Raw genomic sequence first — 19676 nt, forward strand, 5'->3', positions numbered from 1 at the left:
GATATTGCCCAGCTTAAATACCTGTGTGAAAGCCTCTTTGACGACAGCATGGCAACGTTAACCGACAGCCATCATGGCTGGGTAAATGATCCCACTTCTGAAAGCAATCTGCAGCTTAACGATCTGATTGAGCACATCGCCTCTTTCACCATGAATTACAAAATTAAGCACGTTGAAGATGAAGCGCTGATTTCGCAAATCGATGAATATCTTGATGATACCTTTATGCTATTCAGCAACTATGGTGTCAATAGTCCGGATCTTCAACGGTGGCAACGTTCAGCAAAACGCTTATTTAATCTGTTCACTGAAGAGTGCGCTTTTCTCCAGCAACCGAGCCATTCATTATAGTACAGACATGAGAACGGTTTATTTATGAACAAAACCCTGACTAAAACCGATTATTTGATGCGACTGCGGCGTTGCCGCTCACTTGATACCCTGGAAAGGGTGATAGAAAAAAATAAGTATGAATTACCTGAAGACGAGTTAGCGGTATTTTACTCGGCAGCTGACCATCGTCTGGCGGAGCTGACGATGAACAAGCTTTACGATAAAGTCCCGGGTTCAGTCTGGAAATTTGTCCGCTAATCTGAGCAATTAGAACTTAGCATTACCCCTGTTTAGTTCCGGATATTCCTGCCTGCCGGCAAAGGATCGGCCCAGGCGGGTTTTGCCTGTCTGCAGTTTAGGGATGGAGTCATTTTAAGGGGGGAGAGAAAGTGGTGGGGGCCCTGCCAGCTACATCCCGGCACACGCGTCACCTGCTACGGCTGCTTCCTTCCGGATCTGACCGAGTTCACAAGCTAGCATTGCGGGAGAACCAACAGGGCCCCCATTGACAAGCCCTCTTTACGAGAGCGGGGGCATTATCTGGGAAGGAGGTGGCAATTGCAAGCGTAGTCGGGACAACCGTTGTTTTCTTGAACAACCGCCGCTTTGACGCTTTCACCGCCCTCTCCTCATGCTAAAGTTAAAACCCTATTCCTGATGAAATAAGCAGATGAAATAAGTACATGGATCAGCCTGACACTTTCCAGCAACGCATCTGGCAAATTGTTGCCGCTATTCCGTATGGCCACGTTAGCACCTATGGCGATGTGGCGTTGCTAGCCGGTTCGCCGCGCGCGTCACGTCAGGTCGGAGGCGTGCTGAGCCGCTTACCTGAAGGCACCACCCTTCCCTGGCATCGGGTCGTCAATCGTCACGGTACTCTTTCACTGCAGGGCGACAGCCTGTTGCGGCAGCGGGATGCGCTGGAAGCGGAAGGAATAGAGGTAAGTGATGACGGACAGCTCGATCTCGAGACTTATCGCTGGGATTTCAGGCAGGAAAAAGGGGCGACAAAGTCGCCCCGATAAATCAAATATGGGTTGGTGCAGGAACAGCAGCAGACGGCGTCACCAGAGTTGGTGAAGTCGAAGGAACGGTGGTCGCTGCGCCAGGCTGGGTTGGCATCGCCACTGACGGTACCGGTACCAGCAGCAGTTCAGCTTTGGTGCCGCCCTGGTTGATGACCGGCTTCACGCCTTCAGTCACAAACGTCAGCTTGCCGTCGATTGTGATAGCAGCACTTAACAGAATGCGTGCATTAGGCTGGATGTCAGCCGGATTAAACGGCAGCACGAACTGGAACGGTGCCTGCTTGCCTTCGGTACGCACTACACGCTGCGACAGCACTTTTGAAGGTGCGTCGGATACAGAGGCATCAGACAGCGTCACGGTTAATACCGCATCCGGCGGCAGCGCAATGCGCTGTCGGATATAGATCGAACCACTTACATTTGGCTGCGCAATCGCGGCCGTCTGTCCTGCAACCGCAGAACCCAGCGTTGGCGTCGGAACGGGCTTACTCTTGTCGGCGCATCCCGCAACAGCAACCGCGATAACCACGCCACTAAACACATGCCTGAGTTTCATTGATGTCGTCTCCATTTGATCAAAATGATTGTCGGCAGCGAATCCTGCTTACAGCGCTTCACTCGCCGTATGTCCTTAATTTTGGCACATATTCGAAATTTTGCCTGGCAGAGGCAAAACGGAAAGTCTGATTGACGTCAACTGGTCGGATCTTTCACACTGAGCAGGTCACTATATTGAGGAATGCGCCATGAGTCAGGCACTGCAAAATCTGCTGAATTTATTGAATCTGGAAAAACTGGAAGAGGGTTTATATCGCGGCCAGAGCGAAGATCTGGGTCTGCGCCAGGTTTTTGGCGGCCAGGTGGTGGGTCAGGCGCTGTATGCCGCTAAACAAACCGTCCCGGAAGATCGCTTTATCCACTCTTTTCACAGCTATTTTTTGCGGCCCGGCGATAGCCAGAAAGCGATTATTTATGATGTCGAAACACTGCGTGATGGCAAAAGTTTCAGCGCACGTAGGGTCAGCGCCATTCAGAATGGGCAGCCGATTTTTTATATGACCGCCTCGTTCCAGTCACCGGAAAGCGGGTTTGAACATCAGAATCCGATGCCGCAGGTGGCGGGACCCGAAAATCTGTTAACGGAACAGGCAATGGCGCAGAAAATGGCGCATATGCTGCCAGATAAGTTACGCGAGAAATTCATTGCTGAACGACCACTGGAGATCCGTCCGGTACAGATTCACAACCCTCTCCGGGGACATGTGGACAAGCCTGAACGCCAGGTCTGGATTCGTGCTAACGGCCCACTGCCCGCCGACTTGCGTATCCATCAGTACCTGCTCGGCTACGCTTCCGATCTCAACTTCCTGCCGGTCGCGCTCCAGCCGCACGGTAAAGGTTTTTTAGAGCCGGACATGCAGGTCGCCACGATCGACCATTCCATGTGGTTCCACCGCCCGTTCGACTTCACTGAATGGCTGCTCTACAGCGTGGTCAGTACCTCAGCGTCTGGCGCGCGGGGTTTTGTCCGGGGTGAGTTTTATAATCAGCAAGGTGTGCTGGTGGCCTCTACGGTTCAGGAAGGGGTAATGCGTCAGCGCAGCGCATAAAAAAAGGGGGCGATTTCTCGCCCCCGATTATTCTTTTCAGTGCCCACACATTACTGGTTGTAAGCGTTCTCGCCGTGGCTGTTTACATCCAGACCTTCACGTTCATGCTCTTCCGGTACGCGCAGACCGACAATCAGGTCAGCCAGCTTAAAGCCGATGAAGGCGACAACGCCTGACCAGACGATAGTCAGGCCCACGCTGAAGAGCTGAACCCAGACCTGATGGCCCATGGTGACGCCCTGTGCATAGCCAACGCCGCCCAGTGAAGAGGAGGCAAACACGCCTGTCAGGATACAGCCGACAATACCGCAGACGCCGTGCACGCCGAACACATCACAGGGATCATCCACGCGCAGCCATTTTTTCAGGGTGGTTACACCCCACAGTCCTGCCAGCCCGCCGACCAGTCCGATGATTAATGCACCGCCTACGCCGACATAACCGCAGGCTGGAGTAATTGCGACCAGACCGGCAATAAAGCCTGAACAGGCACCCAGCAGCGATGGCTTACCACGTACCGCCCACTCGCCAAAGGTCCATGCCAGTACAGCACCCGCAGTTGCGACGACGGTGTTCAGGAAAGCCAGTGCCGCGATTTCGTTTGCTGCAGATGCAGAACCGGCGTTGAAGCCAAACCAGCCAACATAGAGAATGGCGGTGCCGGTGAAGACCATCGGCAGGTTATGTGGCTTAAAGGCCTCTTTACCAAAGCCAGCACGTTTGCCTACCAGATAAGCACCCACCAGGCCTGCTACAGCAGCGTTGATATGCACCACGGTACCGCCAGCAAAGTCCAGCGCACCATCCTGAGCCAGGAAACCGCCCGCCCACACCATGTGCGCGATAGGTAAATAAGAGAGCGTCAGCCAGACACCGACAAAGATTAGTACCGCAGAGAAGCGGATACGTTCTGCGATGGAGCCGACAATCAGACCCACGGTAATACAGGCAAATGAGGCCTGGAACGCAACATGGATATACTGATAGAAGCTGCCCATTACGGCGGTCAGCTGAATGTTTTTCAGCATGGCCCAGCCAAAGCCGCCAAAGAAGGCGTTGCCTTCACTGAATGCCAGCGAGTAGCCATAGACCACCCACAACACGCAGACCAGCGAGAAGGTGACAGCGACCTGCGTCAGCATCGACAGAACGTTTTTGCCGCGAATCAGACCGCCGTAAAACAGCGCAATACCTGGAATTGACATAAACAGCACCAGTGCGGTGCAAATCATCATAAATGCGTTATCAGCCTTGTCCGCAACGGCAGGCGCAGCCATTGCGAGTGAGGGTAACAGTGCCAGGCTGGTGAGGCCCAACTTAGCTAAAATTTTATTCATTTTTATTCCATCCCATCACAGTACTGAGTCTTAATTACAGAGCGGCTTCATCGGTCTCGCCGGTACGAATACGGATGACGCGCTGCAGTTCAGCCACGAAAATTTTACCGTCGCCAATTTTGCCGGTGTAAGCCGCTTTACTGATGACATCCACCACTTCGTCTAACTGATCGTCAGCAATTGCGATATCAATTTTGACCTTCGGCAGGAAGTTCACGCTGTACTCTGCGCCACGATAAAGCTCTGCATGGCCTTTCTGACGGCCAAAACCTTTCACTTCGGAGACGGTCAGCCCCTGAATGCCGATAGAGGATAAAGCTTCACGTACATCCTCCAGCTTAAATGGCTTAATTACGACGGTAACCAGCTTCATTGGATCCCCTCCAGCGAGTAAATAGGTAATGTTTACGGACACGCAGGGATATAAGCAAAGCCTGTGCCAGAGTGTAAAACTGACGTTAATCAGTTATTCAGGCGAGACGGGGCAAGGGATGTTTTAAAGAAGAGTATAAAGAAAGGGGCCGGATAGCGGGGATTACAGAGGGGGCCTGCACTCCTTTGGTGCTAAAGGCATCAAAGGAGTGCATTTATACAGATTATTCTGATAAAGCTGCGCAAAAAAGGTGCAACTCAGCTTTCAGATGTTACAGGCACGCCCGACGCCAGATCTTCACCTGCCTGTTGCAGCTGATACATCTGCCAGTAACGTCCCTGCAGTGCCAACAGTTGCTGATGAGTGCCCTGCTCAACCACACGACCACGATGCAGCACCAGAATCTTGTCTGCGTCGATGATCGTTGAGAGGCGGTGAGCAATCACCACCAGTGTGCTGTGCTGGCGCAACCTCTCAAGCGTCTGCTGAATCGCCTGCTCGGTGCCGGAGTCGATATTGGCCGTAGCCTCGTCAAGGATCAGTATCTGCGGCAGATCCACCAGCACACGTGCCAACGCCAGCAGTTGCTTCTGTCCGACTGATAGATTATTACCCTGTTCGCCCAGCCGGGTATGAATTCCATCCGGCAAGGCATGTGCCAGCGGTGCAAGCTGCACCTGTTCCAGCACAGTCCAGACAGCCTCCTCGCTGATGTCGCGGCCCAGCCGCACATTCGCTAGCAGCGTATCGGCCAGCACCACCGGATCCTGCTGCACCATCGCAATACCACGGCGCAGCACGGCATGGCTCAGCACGCTAATTGGTCGGTCATCGATACGGATTTCGCCGCGCGTCACGGGGTAATAGCCCATAAGCAGGTTAGCCAGGGTGCTTTTGCCGCTGCCGGTATGACCCACCAGCGCTACGAACTCACGCGGTGCGACCTCAAGATTAATATCACTCAGTACATCGCGGTTTTCACGGTAGGCAAAACTCAGGTTGTTCAGTGTGATACGGCCTGACGCCAGTGGCTGCTGATCGGCACCATACTGCTGCTGCGCTGCATCCATCAGCTCGAAGATACGCTCACCGGAAACCACCGCCTGCTGCAGCATAGATTGCTGCGTAGTCAGTTCAATCAGTGGCTCATTCAGGCGCCCCAGGTAAGTAATAAAGGCATACAGCACCCCGACTTCAAACACGCCTGGCACCGAGAAACTAAAGAGGATCAGCAGCCCGCACAGCACCATCGCTGAGAACAGGCTCAACAGCGGACGCAGTAAAAAACCATCCAGACGCAGCGTTTCCATTCGCGCCAGATAGTGAGAGCGGCTCGCCTCGCCCATCCGCTCACCAAATCGCGCCTGCTGACGAAACTGTTGAATCACGCTCATGCCGCTGATCACTTCGTTAAAGCCGTTATTGATGTCCGCCAGATAGCTGCGAACCCGGCGGGCAATCGGTGTGCTGAAGCGTTGATAGATGAACATCACAATCAGTACCAGCGGGAAGATCATCATTGCTACCAGTGCCATGCGCCAGTCCAGGCTGAACATCGCCACCATCATGGCACCAACCAGTGCGGCGCTGCGCAGCACGGTGGAGACCACCGTGACGTAGAGATCGCGGATCACCTCGGTATCGTTCGTGACGCGCGATATAAGCTGTCCGACCGGCTGGGTATCAAAGGCGCTCAGCGGCTGACAGAGCGCCGCATTCATCACGTCGCTGCGCAACCGCTGGACCACACCGATAGCGGCACGGTTAAACAACAGCGCCTGCCAGTAATGCAGCCCGGCGGCCAGCAGCTGAAGCAGGATAAAACTGATCACCAGTCCGGCAACCAGACCCCAGGGCATCTGATGTTTCGCTACCAGGTTATCGATAAAGTAGCTGACCAGTACCGGGCCGGTCACTTCCGCTGCAGCAGCGATCCACAGCATCCCTACCGCCAGCGACAGGGATTTACGCCATGGCTTGCCATAACTCAGCAAACGCTTAAGGGTTGGCCACAAGCGTGCAGACTTAGCCATGCGGCACTCCTTTTTCATTTTCATCATCATCCAGCGCCGCTTCCAGTTGCTGGTAACGGTACATGTCACGATACCAGCCAGCACTGTCGGTCAGCGTGTCATGATCGCCTCGCTGTGCCACGCTGCCCTGCTGCAGCACCAGAATTTCACTGGCTTCCGTCAGTGCCGACAGGCGGTGCGCGCTGATAATCAGCGTGCGTCCCTGACCCCAGATGCGCAGGTTATGCAGAATTTCGTGTTCGGTACGTCCATCTACTGCGGAGAGCGCGTCATCCAGAATCAGGATTTCGGCATTCAGCAGCAGTGCCCGGGCAATCGAAAGACGCTGCTTCTGTCCACCGGACAGCATCACACCGCGCTCCCCGACTTCCGTTTCATAGCCCTGTGGCAGACGCAGGATATCGTCATGAACGCAGGCCAGCGTGGCCGCATGTTCAATTTCCTGCTGGGTTGCGCCAGGTTTCCCCAGCGCAATATTGTTCGCCACACTGTCTGAGAACAGGAATGGCGTCTGACTGACCACGGCCAGACGGCTGCGCCAGCTGTCGAGCCGCAGTTGCGGCAGCGGGATCTGATGATAGCGGATGTCGCCCTGCTGAATATCGAAGTGGCGCTGAATCAGGCTGAGCAGTGTGCTTTTACCACTGCCGGTTGGCCCACACAGACCCAGCATCTCGCCGGGTTTCAGCTGGAAGCTGACATCGCTTAACACCGGAGCCGCGCTGGCCGGATAGTGAAAGGCGCGAATCGCGACCTGCAGCGTGCCCGGCTCAGGTGGCAGTGACTTTTCGCCATCTTCCACCGCTGGCGCTTCCGCCAGCAGCGCGCCAATTCGGCTCCAGGCGGCACTGCCACGTTCGACAATATTAAACATCCACGCCAGCGCCAGCATCGGCCAGATCATCAGCCCGAGATACATGACAAAGCTGGTGAGTTGTCCCAGCGTCATCTGGTCATGCCATACCAGCCAGCTGCCGCCGCCAATCGCCAGCAGATTTGAGAAGCCGATAGCTATGTAGATAGTGGGATCGAAGCGGGCATCCACCCGCGCCACGCGCAGGTTTTTCTCGCCGGTATCGCGGGCGATGTCGGAAAACTGTTGCGACTGATGCTGTTCAAGGCCAAAGGATTTGATCATCCTGATGCTGGTCAGACTCTCCTGCGTCTGATCGTTAAGGCTGGAGAAGGCCGCCTGCGCCAGTTTGAAGCGGTGATGCAGCTGATTACCGTAGCGGTGGATCACGATGGCCATAATTGGCATCGGCACCAGCGCCAGCAGCGTCAGCTGCCAGCTGATCTGCGTACTCATCACCAGTAGCACCACACAGCCCATGACCAGCGAGTCGACCAGCGTCAGTACCCCTTCCCCGGCCGCGAACACCACCCGATCCACATCGTTAGTGGCGCGCGCAATCAGATCGCCGGTTCGATGACGCAGATAAAAAGCCGGTTGCTGACGACTCAGCTGGCGATAGAAATCTTCGCGCAGCTCAACCGCCAGCTGGTAGGAAGCTCCAAACAGCAGCACACGCCAGACATAGCGCAGCAGATAGACCACCACTGCGGTTGCCAGCATGATCCCAATCCACATCATGATGCGGCTGGTACTCATGTTGTCTCGCGTCACGCCATCGACAATGACCCCGACCACATGCGGCGGCAGCAACTGCAGAATAGCAATGACAATCAGCAGGATGACCGCGCCCAGATAGCGCCGCCACTCCCGCAGAAAATACCAACTTAACTGGCTGAATAATCTCACAACGCTGTTCTCAATCTCAGGCCCTCACGAGGCGACAGGTAAAGCCGTGGTGTATTTAATCTCTTCCATGGCAAAGCTGGAGGTCACATCAATCAGGCCGGGCATCCCGTTCACTAATCGCTTGTAGAACGCATCATAGCTTTTCATATCCGCGACCTGAATGCGCAGCAGGTAATCATACTCGCCTGCCATACGGTAAAAGGCCATGACCTCCGGCATGCTGCTCACCACCGAGACAAAGGCCTGATACCAGTCGCGGCTGTGCTGCTGCGTTTTCACAAACATAAACGCCGTCAGTGACAGTCCGATTTTATCCCCATCCAGCAGCGCCACCCGAGCGCGAATAATGCCATCATCTTCCAGCTTTTTCAGGCGCTTCCAGCAGGGTGTGGTGGTGAGGTTGACGGCATCCGCCAGCGCCTGCAGCGACAACGTACAGTCCTGCTGCAGCAGTGAGAGCAGTTTAAGGTCAGTTTTATCTAACATTGGGAACTCCGAGAGAATCATTTTCTCCATTACCGCGATTTTAGCGGTAATTTTGCAATCTCTTTTTCCTGCACGTGCCATAAAATAGCCGCATCACTCTTTACCGGACGCCTGAGATGCAGACCTGCTGGATTCGCCACGCCATCAACGAAATAAATGCTGATTTTCAACGATCGGCTGAGACCCATTTGATCCGTTTCGATCTGGCGGACTTTCCCGGCATCTGGTTCTATCTGAAAGATGAAAGTACTCATCCCAGTGGCAGTCTTAAACATCGGCTGGCGCGATCCCTATTCCTTTACGGCCTCTCTAACGGCTGGATTAAAGAGAATACGCCGATTATCGAAGCCTCGTCAGGCAGTACTGCCGTTTCTGAGGCGTACTTCGCAAGGCTGCTGGGCCTGCCGTTTATTGCGGTTATGCCCGCCAGCACGGCGAAGCGCAAAATCGAGCAGATAACGTTTTATGGCGGACAGTGCCATTTTGTCGAGGATCCCTGCCAGCTCTATGCTGAATCTGAACGGCTGGCGCGTGAGCTGAATGGCCATTTTATGGATCAGTTCACCTACGCTGAACGCGCTACCGACTGGCGCGGCAATAATAATATTGCCGAGAGCATTTTCCGCCAGATGCAGCATGAACCCTATCCGATTCCGCATACCATTATTATGAGTGCGGGCACCGGCGGCACTTCGGCCACGCTGGGCCGTTATCTCCGTTATCAGGGCCTGGAAACAAAACTACTGGTAGTCGACCCACAGCATTCGGTGTTCTACGACTACTGGCAGCACCGTGATGCCACCCTGACCAGCACGCGTGGCAGTATGATAGAGGGGATTGGCCGTCCACGGGTGGAGCCGTCGTTTATGCCCGATGTGATCGACGAGATGATCAAAGTGCCGGATGGTGCGACGCTTGCCGCCATGCTGAAGCTGGAAAAAATTCTGGGACGTAAGCCTGGCGCATCTACCGGCACCAATTTCTGGGGCATGATGCAGGTGGCGAAACGTCTACGGGCAGAGAATCAGCAGGGGGCGCTGGTGACGTTGCTGTGCGACAGCGGTGAACGCTATCCCGATAGCTACTATCAGCCTGAATGGGTAGCAAAACATATTGGCGATATCACGCACTGGCAGCGCGAGCTGGAATAAAAAACCGGACATCCTGTCCGGCTCAAGGCAATCCTCAGCATTCGGGGGAATACGCGAGGTCGGGTGTAGCCAGCCAGTGATTTAAATAGTGAGACACCGCCTGTGTCTCGCAATACCCTAAGACCGGCAAATGCGGTAGCGCGGCTTTCAGTTGCGCCATCGCATTGCCCATGATGAAGCCCTTTCCGGCCAGCGCCAGCATCTCACGGTCGTTCATCGCATCACCAAACGCCATGCAATCTGCCATTGTGAGCGACAGATGGTCGCATAGCAGCGCCAGCGCACTGCCTTTGTTGCAGCTGGCGGGCAGCACCTCCAGACAATCCACGGCTGAAAAGCAGATATTTGCTTCGTCGCCCAGTGCGGCATCCAGCTCTGTTTTTAGCTGACACAGGCGCTGGTGCTCGTCAATAAAGCAGATTTTTGTCACCTGATGCGCAGGCAGCTTTTTAAGATCGCACAGCTGATAGCCGAATCCGCTCATCTGATGGGCCACCAGCAGCTCAGGCTGGGGTCGATCGGTAAACCACCCCTGATCGTTGAAAATATGGATCGAGGCGTGTGTAGTCCAGTGGCGGTGGATGACCTCTTCGGCGACGGCAGAAGGCAGATCCCGCGCAAAAATGAGATTACCAGACCGATCGTGTACGCGGGTGCCATTACCGGTAATCAGCCATGCGGGCAGTGTCATTTTTTTACGTAAGATCTGCATTTCCAGCAGATGGCGTCCCGTCGCTAGCGCCAGATTAACACCACGCAGATGCAGCGCCTGCAGGCTCTCCAGTGTCTGCTGACCCAACTGATGATCCGGCAGTAATAATGTGCCATCCATATCAAACGCCGCTAAACGCACCATGCTTTACCTCCTGCTGAAAGATGGACTCCACTATTGCCTGTTAATTGCGGAACTAATAGTGAATACTTTTAAAAAACTGTTCCGGGTTTAACATGCGTCAGCTTAACCGCCTCAATCAGTTTCAGCGTCTTTGGCAGCAGAGCCACGGTGCTCCTCAGCAGACTTGCGTGGCAGAGATGGCACGCCACTGCATCTGCAGCGAGCGACATTTGCGCACATTGCTGACACAGTGGCAGCATGCAGGCTGGCTGAGCTGGCACGGCGAGCCAGGCCGGGGCAAGCAGGGACAATTACAGTTCCTGCGTACGCCAGAACAGTTGAGACAGCAGTTGCTGCAAAGGCAGCTCGATGCCGGAGAGGCGGCGGATGCCTTACAGCTACTGGATCTGCCGCCGGAAAGGCTGATCAATATGCTGCGGCCTCTAATGGGTGGACAGTGGCAGAACGACACGCCGGTTCTGCGCATCCCCTACTATCGCCCGATGGAAAGCACCGAGCCGCGTCAGATTACCGGGCGCGCTGAACAACATCTGGTTCGCCAGATCTATTCCGGTCTGACCCGTTTTGAGCAGGATGAGCCGGTTGGCGATCTGGCGCATCACTGGCAGCACGATGAGGCGTCCTGTAGCTGGTTATTCTGGTTACGACCCCAGCTGATGTGGCATAACGACGAGCCGGTGCAGGCCGCACAACTGGTGACGCAGTTCCGCCAGCTTTTGCGAGATACGCGTGTTGGTCTATTGCTGGCCGATGTGATCAGCGTGGATGCCCCCCATCCTCTTGCACTACATTTTGTATTGCGACGCCCTGATTTCTGGCTGCCCCATCGCCTCGCCCACTTGCTGTGCCTGCTGCCCCACCCTGATGATCCCGCCTCGGGCAGCGGACCGTGGAAACGGGCGCACTTCAGCGCCGAACTGGTCAGGATTGAAAGTCATGCGCGCTGGCATCTGCAGCGCCCGCTGTTACAGGCGGTAGAGTACTGGATTACTCCTCAGCTGTTTGATCCCGCTCTCGGCAGCAGTTGTCGTCATCCTGTGCAGATTGCGATAGGCGATGCCACAGAACTCAGGACGTTGCAACCGGTCAGCAGCAGCATCAGTCTGGGCTTCTGCTATCTGGTCTGCCGCCCGCGAGCCGGATTTACAGCCGATCAGGCGCGTACGCTTTTCCAGCTGATCCAGCAAAGCGGCATCGTCAGCCGGTTGCCACTGGATGAGGGCTTGATTACCCCCAGCAACGAGTTGCTACCCGGCTGGGATGTACCACTGATGGATACCGTTCCGGTCCCCTTGCCGGCGACCCTGACGCTGCACTATCAGCTACCGGTTGAGCTGCACCAGATGTCACAGGCGCTGGTCGCATTGTTAAAACAGCACGGCTGCACCCTGAACGTGGTTTTTCATCCGGTTAAAAGCTGGCACCGCATCGACCAGCTTGATGAGGCAGATATCGTGATGGGCGATCGACTGATTGGCGATGCGCCGGTCTTTACACTGGCCAACTGGTTGCAGATTGACCCACTATGGCGACGGCTGTGGCCCACGCCGCAGGGCGAAGAAATGCAGGCGCAGCTGCTGGCGATCCAGCAGATAGCAGACAGCCACATTCGAACCCGTGGACTACATCAGCTTTATCATCAACTGATGACGGGCGGCATCCTGCTGCCGCTGTTCAATTATCGCTATCAAATCTACGCGCCGCCTGGCATTGAAGGGATTGAACTGAACACGCTGGGCTGGTTCGATTTCAGCCGCGCATGGATTCCGCCGCCCATTGATCCACCTTGCAGCTGTTCAGCGGCGGACTGAGGCATTACCATAAGCGCAAAATTAATGTTCAGGAAAACACCATGAATCGCGCTGTTGTAGTTTTCAGCGGTGGACAAGACTCCACTACCTGCCTGATTCAGGCTTTGCAGCAATATGATGAAGTCCACTGCGTCACTTTCGACTATGGACAACGCCATCGGGAAGAGATCGATGTCGCCCGCGATCTGGCAATTAAACTGGGTGCACGTGCGCACAAAGTGCTGGATGTTACCATGCTGAACGCACTCGCCGTCAGCAGCCTGACGCGGGATAACATTCCGGTGCCGGCTTACAATCCTGAGGCCAGTGGATTACCCAGCACGTTTGTGCCGGGCCGCAATATTCTCTTTCTGACGCTGGCCTCGGTTTACGCTTATCAGGTTGAAGCAGAAGCGGTGATCACCGGCGTGTGTGAGACCGATTTCTCTGGCTACCCCGATTGCCGCGATGAGTTTGTCAAAGCGCTGAACCATGCAGTGTCGCTTGGCATGGCGCGCGAGGTTCGTTTTGAGACGCCGCTGATGTGGCTCAACAAAGCGGAAACCTGGGCGCTGGCGGACTACTGGCAGCAGCTTGCGCTGGTTCGCGAGCAGACACTGACCTGCTATAACGGCGTGAAAGGTGACGGATGTGGTGAATGCGCAGCCTGTCATTTACGGGCCAATGGATTGCAGGGTTATCTCAACGATCGTGCTGGCGTAATGGCAGCCATGAAAGCAAAGAGCGGCCTTAACTAAGGCTGACTGGCGTGGCGGCAGAGAATTTGCTTTGCCGCCGCGTTATCGGCTCATGCCATCAGACGCATCAGTCGCTCGCGTAATTCCCCTTCCAGCGCAACTGCCTTCTGGGTCCGCAAATCAATACAGACAAACGTGAGTGTTGCATCCGCCACTACAGTCTGCTGACCTGCCAGCAAAACCCGCTGCGCAATAATGCCACTTTTGCCATTTAACTGCGTGATCTCACTGTCGATAGTCAGTACGTCGCCCAGCACCGCCGGGCGACGATAGTTGATGTTGATGTTGACCACCACAAAAGCCAGTTTCTGTTCCTGCAACCAGTGGAATGCTTCAACCTCTTCCAGCCATTCCCAGCGTGCTTCCTCAAGAAACTCAAGATAGCGCGCATTGTTGACGTGCTGATAGACATCCAGATGATAGCCGCGCACTTTTATGGTGGTCTGCATGGTCATGCTCTCCTGCTGTGAGTTAACTGGTATGACCTGTTCACTTTAGCAGAGTCGGATGGTTAGCGTGAGTTAAGCATCACAGATGTGTAGTGCCTCACAATTTCAGCCGGGACACATTTCGCTCTATCAACGCATTACCGATACCCGGCACTTCACTGAGTTGCTGAATCGCGCTAAACGGTCCGTACTGTTCGCGATAGCTCACAATCGCCTGGGCCTTTTTTAGTCCCACCCCATTCATGACGGCAGAGAGCTGCTCGGCTGTCGCTTCATTGATGCTGACCTGTTCCTGCTGTGGCTGCGCTGCGGTCTCCGGCTTAGCCGCAGGCTGTGTGTTCTGCGTGACCGCAGTGCTGGCCGGTTCAGGTGCCGCAGAGACGCTGCTGTGACAGAGTGCGCCGCCCAGCGCGAGTGAGAGATAGAGGGCAATGATTTTAGGTTTAGCCATGCTGTGTTTCTCCTTGTGTGTAAACAGCAGCGACAGAGTGGCACTACTGCGCACAAGGCTCAAAAGCGGGATTTCAGAAATGGAAAAGGCCGCGAATGCGGCCTTTGATTGTTACAGTCGTTGCGCAGTTTCTGTGAGGCTTACTGCATTTGTGCAGCAGCGCCGTACTTAATTTTGGCCTCTTTACGCAGGTTTTGCAGTAAGGCTTCAAACGTCAGCTGTGCATTGTTCTGCGTCACGCCTTTGACCATTTCGTCAATCTGCGCCTGCGGCATGCTGCCGGTTTTCACTTTATCAACCGCCACCAGAACTACGTTGCCCTGCATATCTTCGCTCACACCCCAGGAAGGTTTATTTTCCCCAGGCTGAGGCAGATTAAAGGCGGCTTGTGCAACCGGATCCTGCGCATTACGATCAACGGTTTTGCTGGTGCTCAGGGTCAGACCCGCAGCGGTCAGCGCATCCTGCTTACCGGCTTTGAGGTCGGTCAGCAGTTTATCGGCCTGGGCTTTCGCCTGCTGGGTCGCTTTATCATGCTTAAGCGTGTCAGTGATCTGCGCCTTAACCTGATCCAGCGGTTTTACCGCTTCCGGTTTATGCTCACTGATACGCAGCACAAAGGCACGATCGCCATCAACAGTGATGATATCGGAGTTGTTGCCCGGCGCGCCGTTTTGACCCACCAGACCCCCGTTGAATATTGCCTGCTTCACCGCATCAAAGTTAAGCGCGTCTGGCAGCGTATCCTGGCTGAACCAGCCAGTCTCTTTCGCTTTCAGACCAGAAGCCTGCTCGGCACCCGCCAGTGACTCATTGTCATTGCTGGCTGCTTCGCTGACTTTCTGCTGCAGTTTGTAGAAGGCATCAACGCCCTTCTCCTGCTTCACTTTGGAGGCAATGGCGCTGCGAACTTCATCCAGCGGCTTAACCTGCTCTGGCTGGATATCGTCCAGACGAACTACCAGGAAGCCCACTGAAGATTTGATCACGCCTGACATCTGACCTTTCTCAGTCAGACCCGCATTTTTCAGCTCATCCGGGGTTGTTGACGGTTCCAGCCAGCCCATATCACCGCCCTTACGCGCAGAGATTGGGTCGATTGATTTGGCTTTCGCTACATCCGCGAAGTTAGCGCCGCCCTTCAACTGAGCCAGTACCGCATTGGCATCGGCTTCAGTTTTGGTCTGAATCACGCTGTAGCGCCTACGCTGTGGCTGCGAATAGTCCGCTTTATGCTGGTCGTACCATGTCTGAATATCCGCCTCGCTGGCATCCTGCTGCATGCTGGCAGCATCCATCAGGATGTAGCTGACACGGAACTGTTCCGGTGCCATGAAGCTGGTTTTATGCTGCTGATAATACTGACTGATCTCGTCGTCGGTGACAGTTTGCTTCGCCGCCAGCGCATTGACGTCCAGCGTCGCCTGACGAATATCGCGCTGCTGTGAAACCAGGTCCACCAGTCTGCTGGCTTCGCCTTTCAGCGTGAAGTCGGTGTTAGCCACGGCATTGATTAGCTGCTGATTGGAGAGTTGCTTGCGCAGCGCTTCGGCGTACTGGTCGGCACTGAAGCCCATATTGCCGATCAGAGCCAGATATTTACCATTGTCGAACTTGCCGTTGGTCTGGAAAGCCTGCTGATTGAAGATAGCCTGCTTAACCTGATCGTCACTGATGCTGAGGTGGAGATCTTTGATGTAGCTGTCGAGCAGCGCCTGATCGATTAACTGCGACAGCGCCTGCTGGCGGATCTGCTGCATGTAGCCATCGTTGCTGGCCAGCTGCGAGAACTGGTCGCCCAACATCTGCTGCTGACGACTGCGTTCGCTGTTGAACGCCTGCTCCAGCTGTCCACGGCTAATCTCCTGACCGTTAACTTTGGCCGCATAGTCGTTATTGCCGCCAATCAGATAGTTGCCAACGCCCGTCAGCACAAAGGAGACCATAATCAGTCCCAAAATAATCTTGAGCACGACATTGTTCGACGCCGCGCGTAAATTGTCCATCATGGTATGGCAACACTCCGCTGTAGTGTGAATGTAAAGCTCGGTCGCAATTCGCCAGTGGCTGGCGACTCACGCAACTGCTGGCTTAGCTGGCAGTCTCAATCCGGTCCAGGTCCATCTTACGGCCCGATTATCACCGGTTAAAACAAAAAAGGCACATCTGATTGATGTGCCCGTATGTTACATGAGAACGGGTTAATCGTCCTCTAATCCACTGAAGAAAATGCGTCAATGAATCTATTCGTTGTTATTAATTGACAGCGTCTTTCAATGCTTTACCAGCGCGGAAACCGGGTACTTTACCGGCCGGGATGGTGATCTCTTTACCCGTCTGCGGATTGCGGCCGGTACGTGCAGCGCGGTCACGCACAGAGAATGTGCCGAAACCAACCAGAGCCACTTCATCACCGTCTTTCAGTGCATCTGAAACTGAGCCCATAAATGCATCTAAAACACGTCCCGCTGCAGCTTTAGAAATATCAGCATCGGCAGCAATTTTGTCGATCAATTGTGACTTATTCACTCTATTCATCCCCTCTTTTATTATTTCACATCGTACCCTGCATCCGGCCAGGTACGAACGCGCAGCAAGTTATATCAAGCCTGTGGAGCCGAAACAACGGAATTTCTCTGAGAACGTCGCGTCGGCAGCCACCTAAATTAGCGGCACAAAAAAAAGCTGGCAAGCGCCAATTGCCTTGCCAGCTCCGCTTTTTAACGGTTTTTGCCGTTAATCACTATTTTGCTGTTGCGACCTGCATACCGTATGGCGCATTTTCCAGTGCCAGATTCAGCACTTCTTCAATGCGTTTCACCGGATGGATCTCCAGATCGGCAATAACGTTCTGTGGAATCTCTTCCAGGTCACGCTTGTTGTCGTCCGGGATCAGCACAGTCTTAATGCCACCACGGTGCGCTGCCAGCAGTTTCTCTTTCAGCCCGCCAATCGGCAGCACCTGACCACGCAGGGTGATCTCACCGGTCATGGCGACATCCGCACGAACCGGGTTACCGGTCAGACAGGAGACCAGCGCAGTACACATTGCGATACCGGCACTTGGACCATCTTTCGGTGTAGCGCCTTCCGGTACGTGAACGTGAATATCACGTTTTTCGTAGAAGTCACCATTGATGCCCAGCTTCTCGGCCCGGGCACGCACCACGGTCAGCGCAGCCTGAATCGATTCCTGCATCACTTCACCCAGAGAACCGGTGTAAGTCAGCTTGCCTTTACCCGGTACGCAGGCGGTTTCGATGGTCAGCAGATCGCCACCCACTTCCGTCCACGCCAGGCCAGTGACCTGACCGACACGGTTTTCGCTGTCAGCACGGCCATAGTCAAAGCGCTGTACACCCAGGAAATCCTTGAGGTTTTCGCCGTTGATGGTGATGTGCTTCATGGTCTTGTCCATCAGCAGTGATTTCACCGCTTTACGACACAACTTCGACAGCTCACGCTCAAGGCTACGCACACCGGCTTCACGGGTGTAGTAACGGATAATGCCGACAATCGCGCTGTCTTCAACCGTAATTTCGCTGGCTTTCAGAGCGTTGCGTTCAATCTGCTTGGTCAGCAGATGCTGCTTCGCGATGTTCAGTTTCTCATCTTCGGTGTAACCCGACAGACGAATCACTTCCATACGGTCCAGCAGCGGTGCCGGGATATTCATTGAGTTCGATGTTGCCACGAACATCACATCAGAGAGGTCGTAGTCGACTTCCAGATAGTGGTCGTTGAACGCAATGTTCTGCTCAGGATCGAGCACTTCCAGCAGCGCTGAAGCCGGATCGCCACGCATGTCAGAGGACATCTTGTCGATTTCATCCAGCAGGAATAGCGGGTTTTTAACCCCGACTTTCGCCATTTTCTGGATTAATTTACCCGGCATAGAGCCGATGTAAGTACGACGGTGACCACGGATTTCCGCTTCATCACGCACGCCGCCCAGCGCCATACGCACATATTTACGGCCGGTCGCTTTAGCGATCGACTGACCCAGAGAGGTTTTACCTACCCCTGGAGGTCCCACCAGGCAGAGAATCGGCCCTTTGATTTTGCTGACGCGACTCTGAACCGCAAGATACTCAAGAATACGATCCTTCACGCGCTCCAGGCCGTAATGGTCGGTATCCAGCGTCTCCTGCGCTTTACGCAGATCTTTCTTCACTTTGCTGCGTGCGTTCCACGGAACCTGAACCATCCAGTCGATGTAGCCGCGAACCACAGTGGCTTCAGCAGACATCGGGGACATCATTTTCAGCTTCTGCAGCTCAGCTTCCGCTTTCTCGCGCGCTTCTTCCGGCATTTTGGCCGCGTCGATTTTGCGTTTTAACGCTTCGTACTCATCAGGCGCGTCGTCCATCTCGCCCAGCTCTTTCTGAATCGCCTTCATCTGCTCATTCAGATAGTACTCGCGCTGGCTCTTCTCCATCTGCTTCTTAACACGGTTGCGAATACGCTTCTCAACCTGCAGCAGATCGATTTCAGATTCCATCATCGCCATCAGATATTCCAGACGCTCGTTAACGTCGGACATCTCCAGCACAGACTGTTTGTCTGCCAGTTTCAGGGGCATATGTGCTGCGACGGTGTCGGCAAGGCGGGCCGCATCGTCAATATTGTTCAGCGAGGTTAAAACCTCTGGTGGGATCTTTTTATTAAGTTTGATATAGCCTTCAAACTGATTGATCGCCGTGCGCACCAGCACTTCCTGCTCGCGCTCTTCAATCTCTGGCGAAACCAGATATTCAGCTTGTGCCACAAAATGGTCACCGTTATCGGCCAGCGTCGTAATGTGGGCGCGCTGTAAACCTTCGACCAGGACTTTGACCGTGCCATCCGGCAGTTTCAGCATTTGCAATACTGAGGCAACGGTCCCTACTGAAAAAAGATCGTTAATGCCAGGTTCATCCGTTGAAGCCTCTTTCTGCGCGACCAGCATGATTTTTTTATCATGATCCATTGCGGCTTCAAGGCACCGAATTGATTTTTCCCGGCCAACAAACAACGGAATTACCATGTGCGGATAAACCACCACGTCGCGCAGCGGCAACACGGGGATTTCAATGCGTTCAGAACGCTCAGGATTCATAGAGCTCTCTCTTTGTTTAATGTCCGCCAGGTGATGGGAACCGCATCAGGCAGGTATGCAGTTAAACCCACAGGTATCAGAGTATATGGGGATGCTTGTACGACATTCAACGTCACAGAGGCGAGAAAAGCAAAAGGGGAAACATTTTCCCCTTTTTT

19 protein-coding genes and 1 other RNA gene are annotated in these 19676 nt (G+C 54.4%); 7 read left to right on the top strand and 13 right to left on the bottom strand.

The genetic code is table 11. The features are described 5' to 3' along the window. Together tomB and hha are read left to right on the top strand one after the other, a co-directional pair. A partial coding sequence (gene tomB, locus AC2LB6_RS20720; RefSeq protein WP_490094941.1) for an Hha toxicity modulator TomB occupies positions 1 to 351 on the top strand: 351 nt, incomplete at its 5' end. Positions 352 to 375: 24 nt separating this feature from the next. Beyond that, a complete protein-coding gene (gene hha, locus AC2LB6_RS20725) occupies positions 376 to 591 on the top strand; it encodes a hemolysin expression-modulating protein Hha (RefSeq protein WP_003850458.1) in 216 nt (71 codons plus the stop codon). Positions 592 to 732: 141 nt separating this feature from the next. On the opposite strand, the gene ffs is transcribed toward hha, so the two are convergent. Next, positions 733 to 829: signal recognition particle sRNA small type (gene ffs, locus AC2LB6_RS20730), an RNA gene on the bottom strand. A 187-nt stretch (positions 830 to 1016) separates the two neighbouring features. On the opposite strand from ffs, the gene AC2LB6_RS20735 reads away from it, so the two are divergent. After that, positions 1017 to 1361 carry an MGMT family protein gene (locus tag AC2LB6_RS20735; protein ID WP_490094942.1) on the top strand — a complete coding sequence of 115 codons (345 nt, stop codon included), beginning with the start codon at positions 1017 to 1019 and terminating at the stop codon, positions 1359 to 1361. A 1-nt stretch (position 1362) separates the two neighbouring features. Here the strand turns inward: AC2LB6_RS20735 and AC2LB6_RS20740 are convergent, their stop codons facing one another. Continuing rightward, complete coding sequence (locus AC2LB6_RS20740) at positions 1363 to 1920, bottom strand: YbaY family lipoprotein (RefSeq protein WP_136196478.1); 558 nt, start codon at positions 1918 to 1920, stop codon at positions 1363 to 1365. A gap of 190 nt (positions 1921 to 2110) precedes the next feature. Here AC2LB6_RS20740 and tesB point away from each other — a divergent pair, with 190 nt between their 5' ends. After that, positions 2111 to 2974, top strand: coding sequence for an acyl-CoA thioesterase II (gene tesB, locus AC2LB6_RS20745; protein WP_490094943.1), 864 nt, complete (start codon positions 2111 to 2113; stop codon positions 2972 to 2974). A 50-nt stretch (positions 2975 to 3024) separates the two neighbouring features. Here tesB and amtB read toward each other — a convergent pair whose 3' ends face one another. From amtB to AC2LB6_RS20770, 5 genes are all read right to left on the bottom strand, one after another. Then, a complete protein-coding gene (gene amtB, locus AC2LB6_RS20750) occupies positions 3025 to 4311 on the bottom strand; it encodes an ammonium transporter AmtB (protein WP_490094944.1) in 1287 nt (428 codons plus the stop codon). Positions 4312 to 4345: 34 nt separating this feature from the next. Beyond that, entirely contained in the window at positions 4346 to 4684 is a 339-nt protein-coding gene (glnK, locus tag AC2LB6_RS20755) for a P-II family nitrogen regulator (protein WP_003850469.1), read from the bottom strand. A 257-nt stretch (positions 4685 to 4941) separates the two neighbouring features. Further along, complete coding sequence (locus AC2LB6_RS20760) at positions 4942 to 6717, bottom strand: SmdB family multidrug efflux ABC transporter permease/ATP-binding protein (protein ID WP_490094945.1); 1776 nt, start codon at positions 6715 to 6717, stop codon at positions 4942 to 4944. Next, positions 6710 to 8479: a SmdA family multidrug ABC transporter permease/ATP-binding protein gene (locus AC2LB6_RS20765; protein ID WP_490094946.1), complete on the bottom strand. Its 1770-nt coding sequence runs from the start codon at positions 8477 to 8479 to the stop codon at positions 6710 to 6712. Before AC2LB6_RS20765 ends, AC2LB6_RS20760 begins: the two co-directional genes overlap by 8 nt. A 24-nt stretch (positions 8480 to 8503) precedes the next feature. Next, the gene (locus tag AC2LB6_RS20770) at positions 8504 to 8965 is read right to left on the bottom strand and encodes an Lrp/AsnC family transcriptional regulator (protein WP_490094947.1); all 462 of its coding nucleotides are present in this window, start codon (positions 8963 to 8965) and stop codon (positions 8504 to 8506) included. Positions 8966 to 9081: 116 nt separating this feature from the next. On the opposite strand from AC2LB6_RS20770, the gene AC2LB6_RS20775 reads away from it, so the two are divergent. Beyond that, positions 9082 to 10116, top strand: coding sequence for a PLP-dependent cysteine synthase family protein (locus AC2LB6_RS20775; protein ID WP_490094948.1), 1035 nt, complete (start codon positions 9082 to 9084; stop codon positions 10114 to 10116). Positions 10117 to 10150: 34 nt separating this feature from the next. Here AC2LB6_RS20775 and cof read toward each other — a convergent pair whose 3' ends face one another. Then, positions 10151 to 10972 carry an HMP-PP phosphatase gene (gene cof, locus AC2LB6_RS20780; protein ID WP_490094949.1) on the bottom strand — a complete coding sequence of 274 codons (822 nt, stop codon included), beginning with the start codon at positions 10970 to 10972 and terminating at the stop codon, positions 10151 to 10153. A 92-nt stretch (positions 10973 to 11064) separates the two neighbouring features. Between cof and AC2LB6_RS20785 the strand changes: the two genes are divergently transcribed. Both AC2LB6_RS20785 and queC read left to right on the top strand, forming a co-directional pair. Next, on the top strand, positions 11065 to 12783 hold the full coding sequence (locus tag AC2LB6_RS20785; protein WP_490094950.1) for an SgrR family transcriptional regulator: 1719 nt from the start codon (positions 11065 to 11067) through the stop codon (positions 12781 to 12783). Between the two features lie 41 nt (positions 12784 to 12824). Continuing rightward, the gene (queC, locus tag AC2LB6_RS20790; protein ID WP_490094951.1) at positions 12825 to 13520 is read left to right on the top strand and encodes a 7-cyano-7-deazaguanine synthase QueC; all 696 of its coding nucleotides are present in this window, start codon (positions 12825 to 12827) and stop codon (positions 13518 to 13520) included. A gap of 50 nt (positions 13521 to 13570) precedes the next feature. On the opposite strand, the gene AC2LB6_RS20795 is transcribed toward queC, so the two are convergent. The 5 genes from AC2LB6_RS20795 to lon all read right to left on the bottom strand — a co-directional run bounded on the left by AC2LB6_RS20795 (position 13571) and on the right by lon (position 19518). Further along, entirely contained in the window at positions 13571 to 13969 is a 399-nt protein-coding gene (locus AC2LB6_RS20795; RefSeq protein WP_490094952.1) for an acyl-CoA thioesterase, read from the bottom strand. A gap of 97 nt (positions 13970 to 14066) precedes the next feature. After that, positions 14067 to 14420 (bottom strand): ComEA family DNA-binding protein, encoded by a 354-nt coding sequence (locus AC2LB6_RS20800; RefSeq protein WP_490094953.1) that lies wholly within the window; start codon positions 14418 to 14420, stop codon positions 14067 to 14069. 140 nt (positions 14421 to 14560) lie between these two features. After that, entirely contained in the window at positions 14561 to 16429 is a 1869-nt protein-coding gene (gene ppiD / locus AC2LB6_RS20805) for a peptidylprolyl isomerase (RefSeq protein WP_490094954.1), read from the bottom strand. 247 nt (positions 16430 to 16676) lie between these two features. Further along, positions 16677 to 16949 carry a nucleoid-associated protein HU-beta gene (gene hupB / locus AC2LB6_RS20810; protein WP_009091701.1) on the bottom strand — a complete coding sequence of 91 codons (273 nt, stop codon included), beginning with the start codon at positions 16947 to 16949 and terminating at the stop codon, positions 16677 to 16679. A gap of 214 nt (positions 16950 to 17163) precedes the next feature. Next, complete coding sequence (gene lon / locus AC2LB6_RS20815) at positions 17164 to 19518, bottom strand: endopeptidase La (RefSeq protein WP_490094955.1); 2355 nt, start codon at positions 19516 to 19518, stop codon at positions 17164 to 17166. Between the last annotated feature and the right edge of the window lie 158 nt (positions 19519 to 19676).

Source organism: Pantoea sp. RCC30.1 (assembly GCF_058148845.1).

What these genes read in the sequence shown, in the direction of transcription:
- hha (WP_003850458.1), top strand. Translation starts at nt 376, where the DNA reads ATGAACAAAACCCTGACTAAAACCGATTATTTGATGCGACTGCGGCGT.
- AC2LB6_RS20735 (WP_490094942.1), top strand. Translation starts at nt 1,017, where the DNA reads ATGGATCAGCCTGACACTTTCCAGCAACGCATCTGGCAAATTGTTGCC.
- AC2LB6_RS20740 (WP_136196478.1), bottom strand. Translation starts at nt 1,920, where the DNA reads ATGAAACTCAGGCATGTGTTTAGTGGCGTGGTTATCGCGGTTGCTGTT.
- tesB (WP_490094943.1), top strand. Translation starts at nt 2,111, where the DNA reads ATGAGTCAGGCACTGCAAAATCTGCTGAATTTATTGAATCTGGAAAAA.
- amtB (WP_490094944.1), bottom strand. Translation starts at nt 4,311, where the DNA reads ATGAATAAAATTTTAGCTAAGTTGGGCCTCACCAGCCTGGCACTGTTA.
- glnK (WP_003850469.1), bottom strand. Translation starts at nt 4,684, where the DNA reads ATGAAGCTGGTTACCGTCGTAATTAAGCCATTTAAGCTGGAGGATGTA.
- AC2LB6_RS20760 (WP_490094945.1), bottom strand. Translation starts at nt 6,717, where the DNA reads ATGGCTAAGTCTGCACGCTTGTGGCCAACCCTTAAGCGTTTGCTGAGT.
- AC2LB6_RS20770 (WP_490094947.1), bottom strand. Translation starts at nt 8,965, where the DNA reads ATGTTAGATAAAACTGACCTTAAACTGCTCTCACTGCTGCAGCAGGAC.
- AC2LB6_RS20775 (WP_490094948.1), top strand. Translation starts at nt 9,082, where the DNA reads ATGCAGACCTGCTGGATTCGCCACGCCATCAACGAAATAAATGCTGAT.
- cof (WP_490094949.1), bottom strand. Translation starts at nt 10,972, where the DNA reads ATGGTGCGTTTAGCGGCGTTTGATATGGATGGCACATTATTACTGCCG.
- AC2LB6_RS20785 (WP_490094950.1), top strand. Translation starts at nt 11,065, where the DNA reads ATGCGTCAGCTTAACCGCCTCAATCAGTTTCAGCGTCTTTGGCAGCAG.
- queC (WP_490094951.1), top strand. Translation starts at nt 12,825, where the DNA reads ATGAATCGCGCTGTTGTAGTTTTCAGCGGTGGACAAGACTCCACTACC.
- AC2LB6_RS20795 (WP_490094952.1), bottom strand. Translation starts at nt 13,969, where the DNA reads ATGCAGACCACCATAAAAGTGCGCGGCTATCATCTGGATGTCTATCAG.
- AC2LB6_RS20800 (WP_490094953.1), bottom strand. Translation starts at nt 14,420, where the DNA reads ATGGCTAAACCTAAAATCATTGCCCTCTATCTCTCACTCGCGCTGGGC.
- ppiD (WP_490094954.1), bottom strand. Translation starts at nt 16,429, where the DNA reads ATGATGGACAATTTACGCGCGGCGTCGAACAATGTCGTGCTCAAGATT.
- lon (WP_490094955.1), bottom strand. Translation starts at nt 19,518, where the DNA reads ATGAATCCTGAGCGTTCTGAACGCATTGAAATCCCCGTGTTGCCGCTG.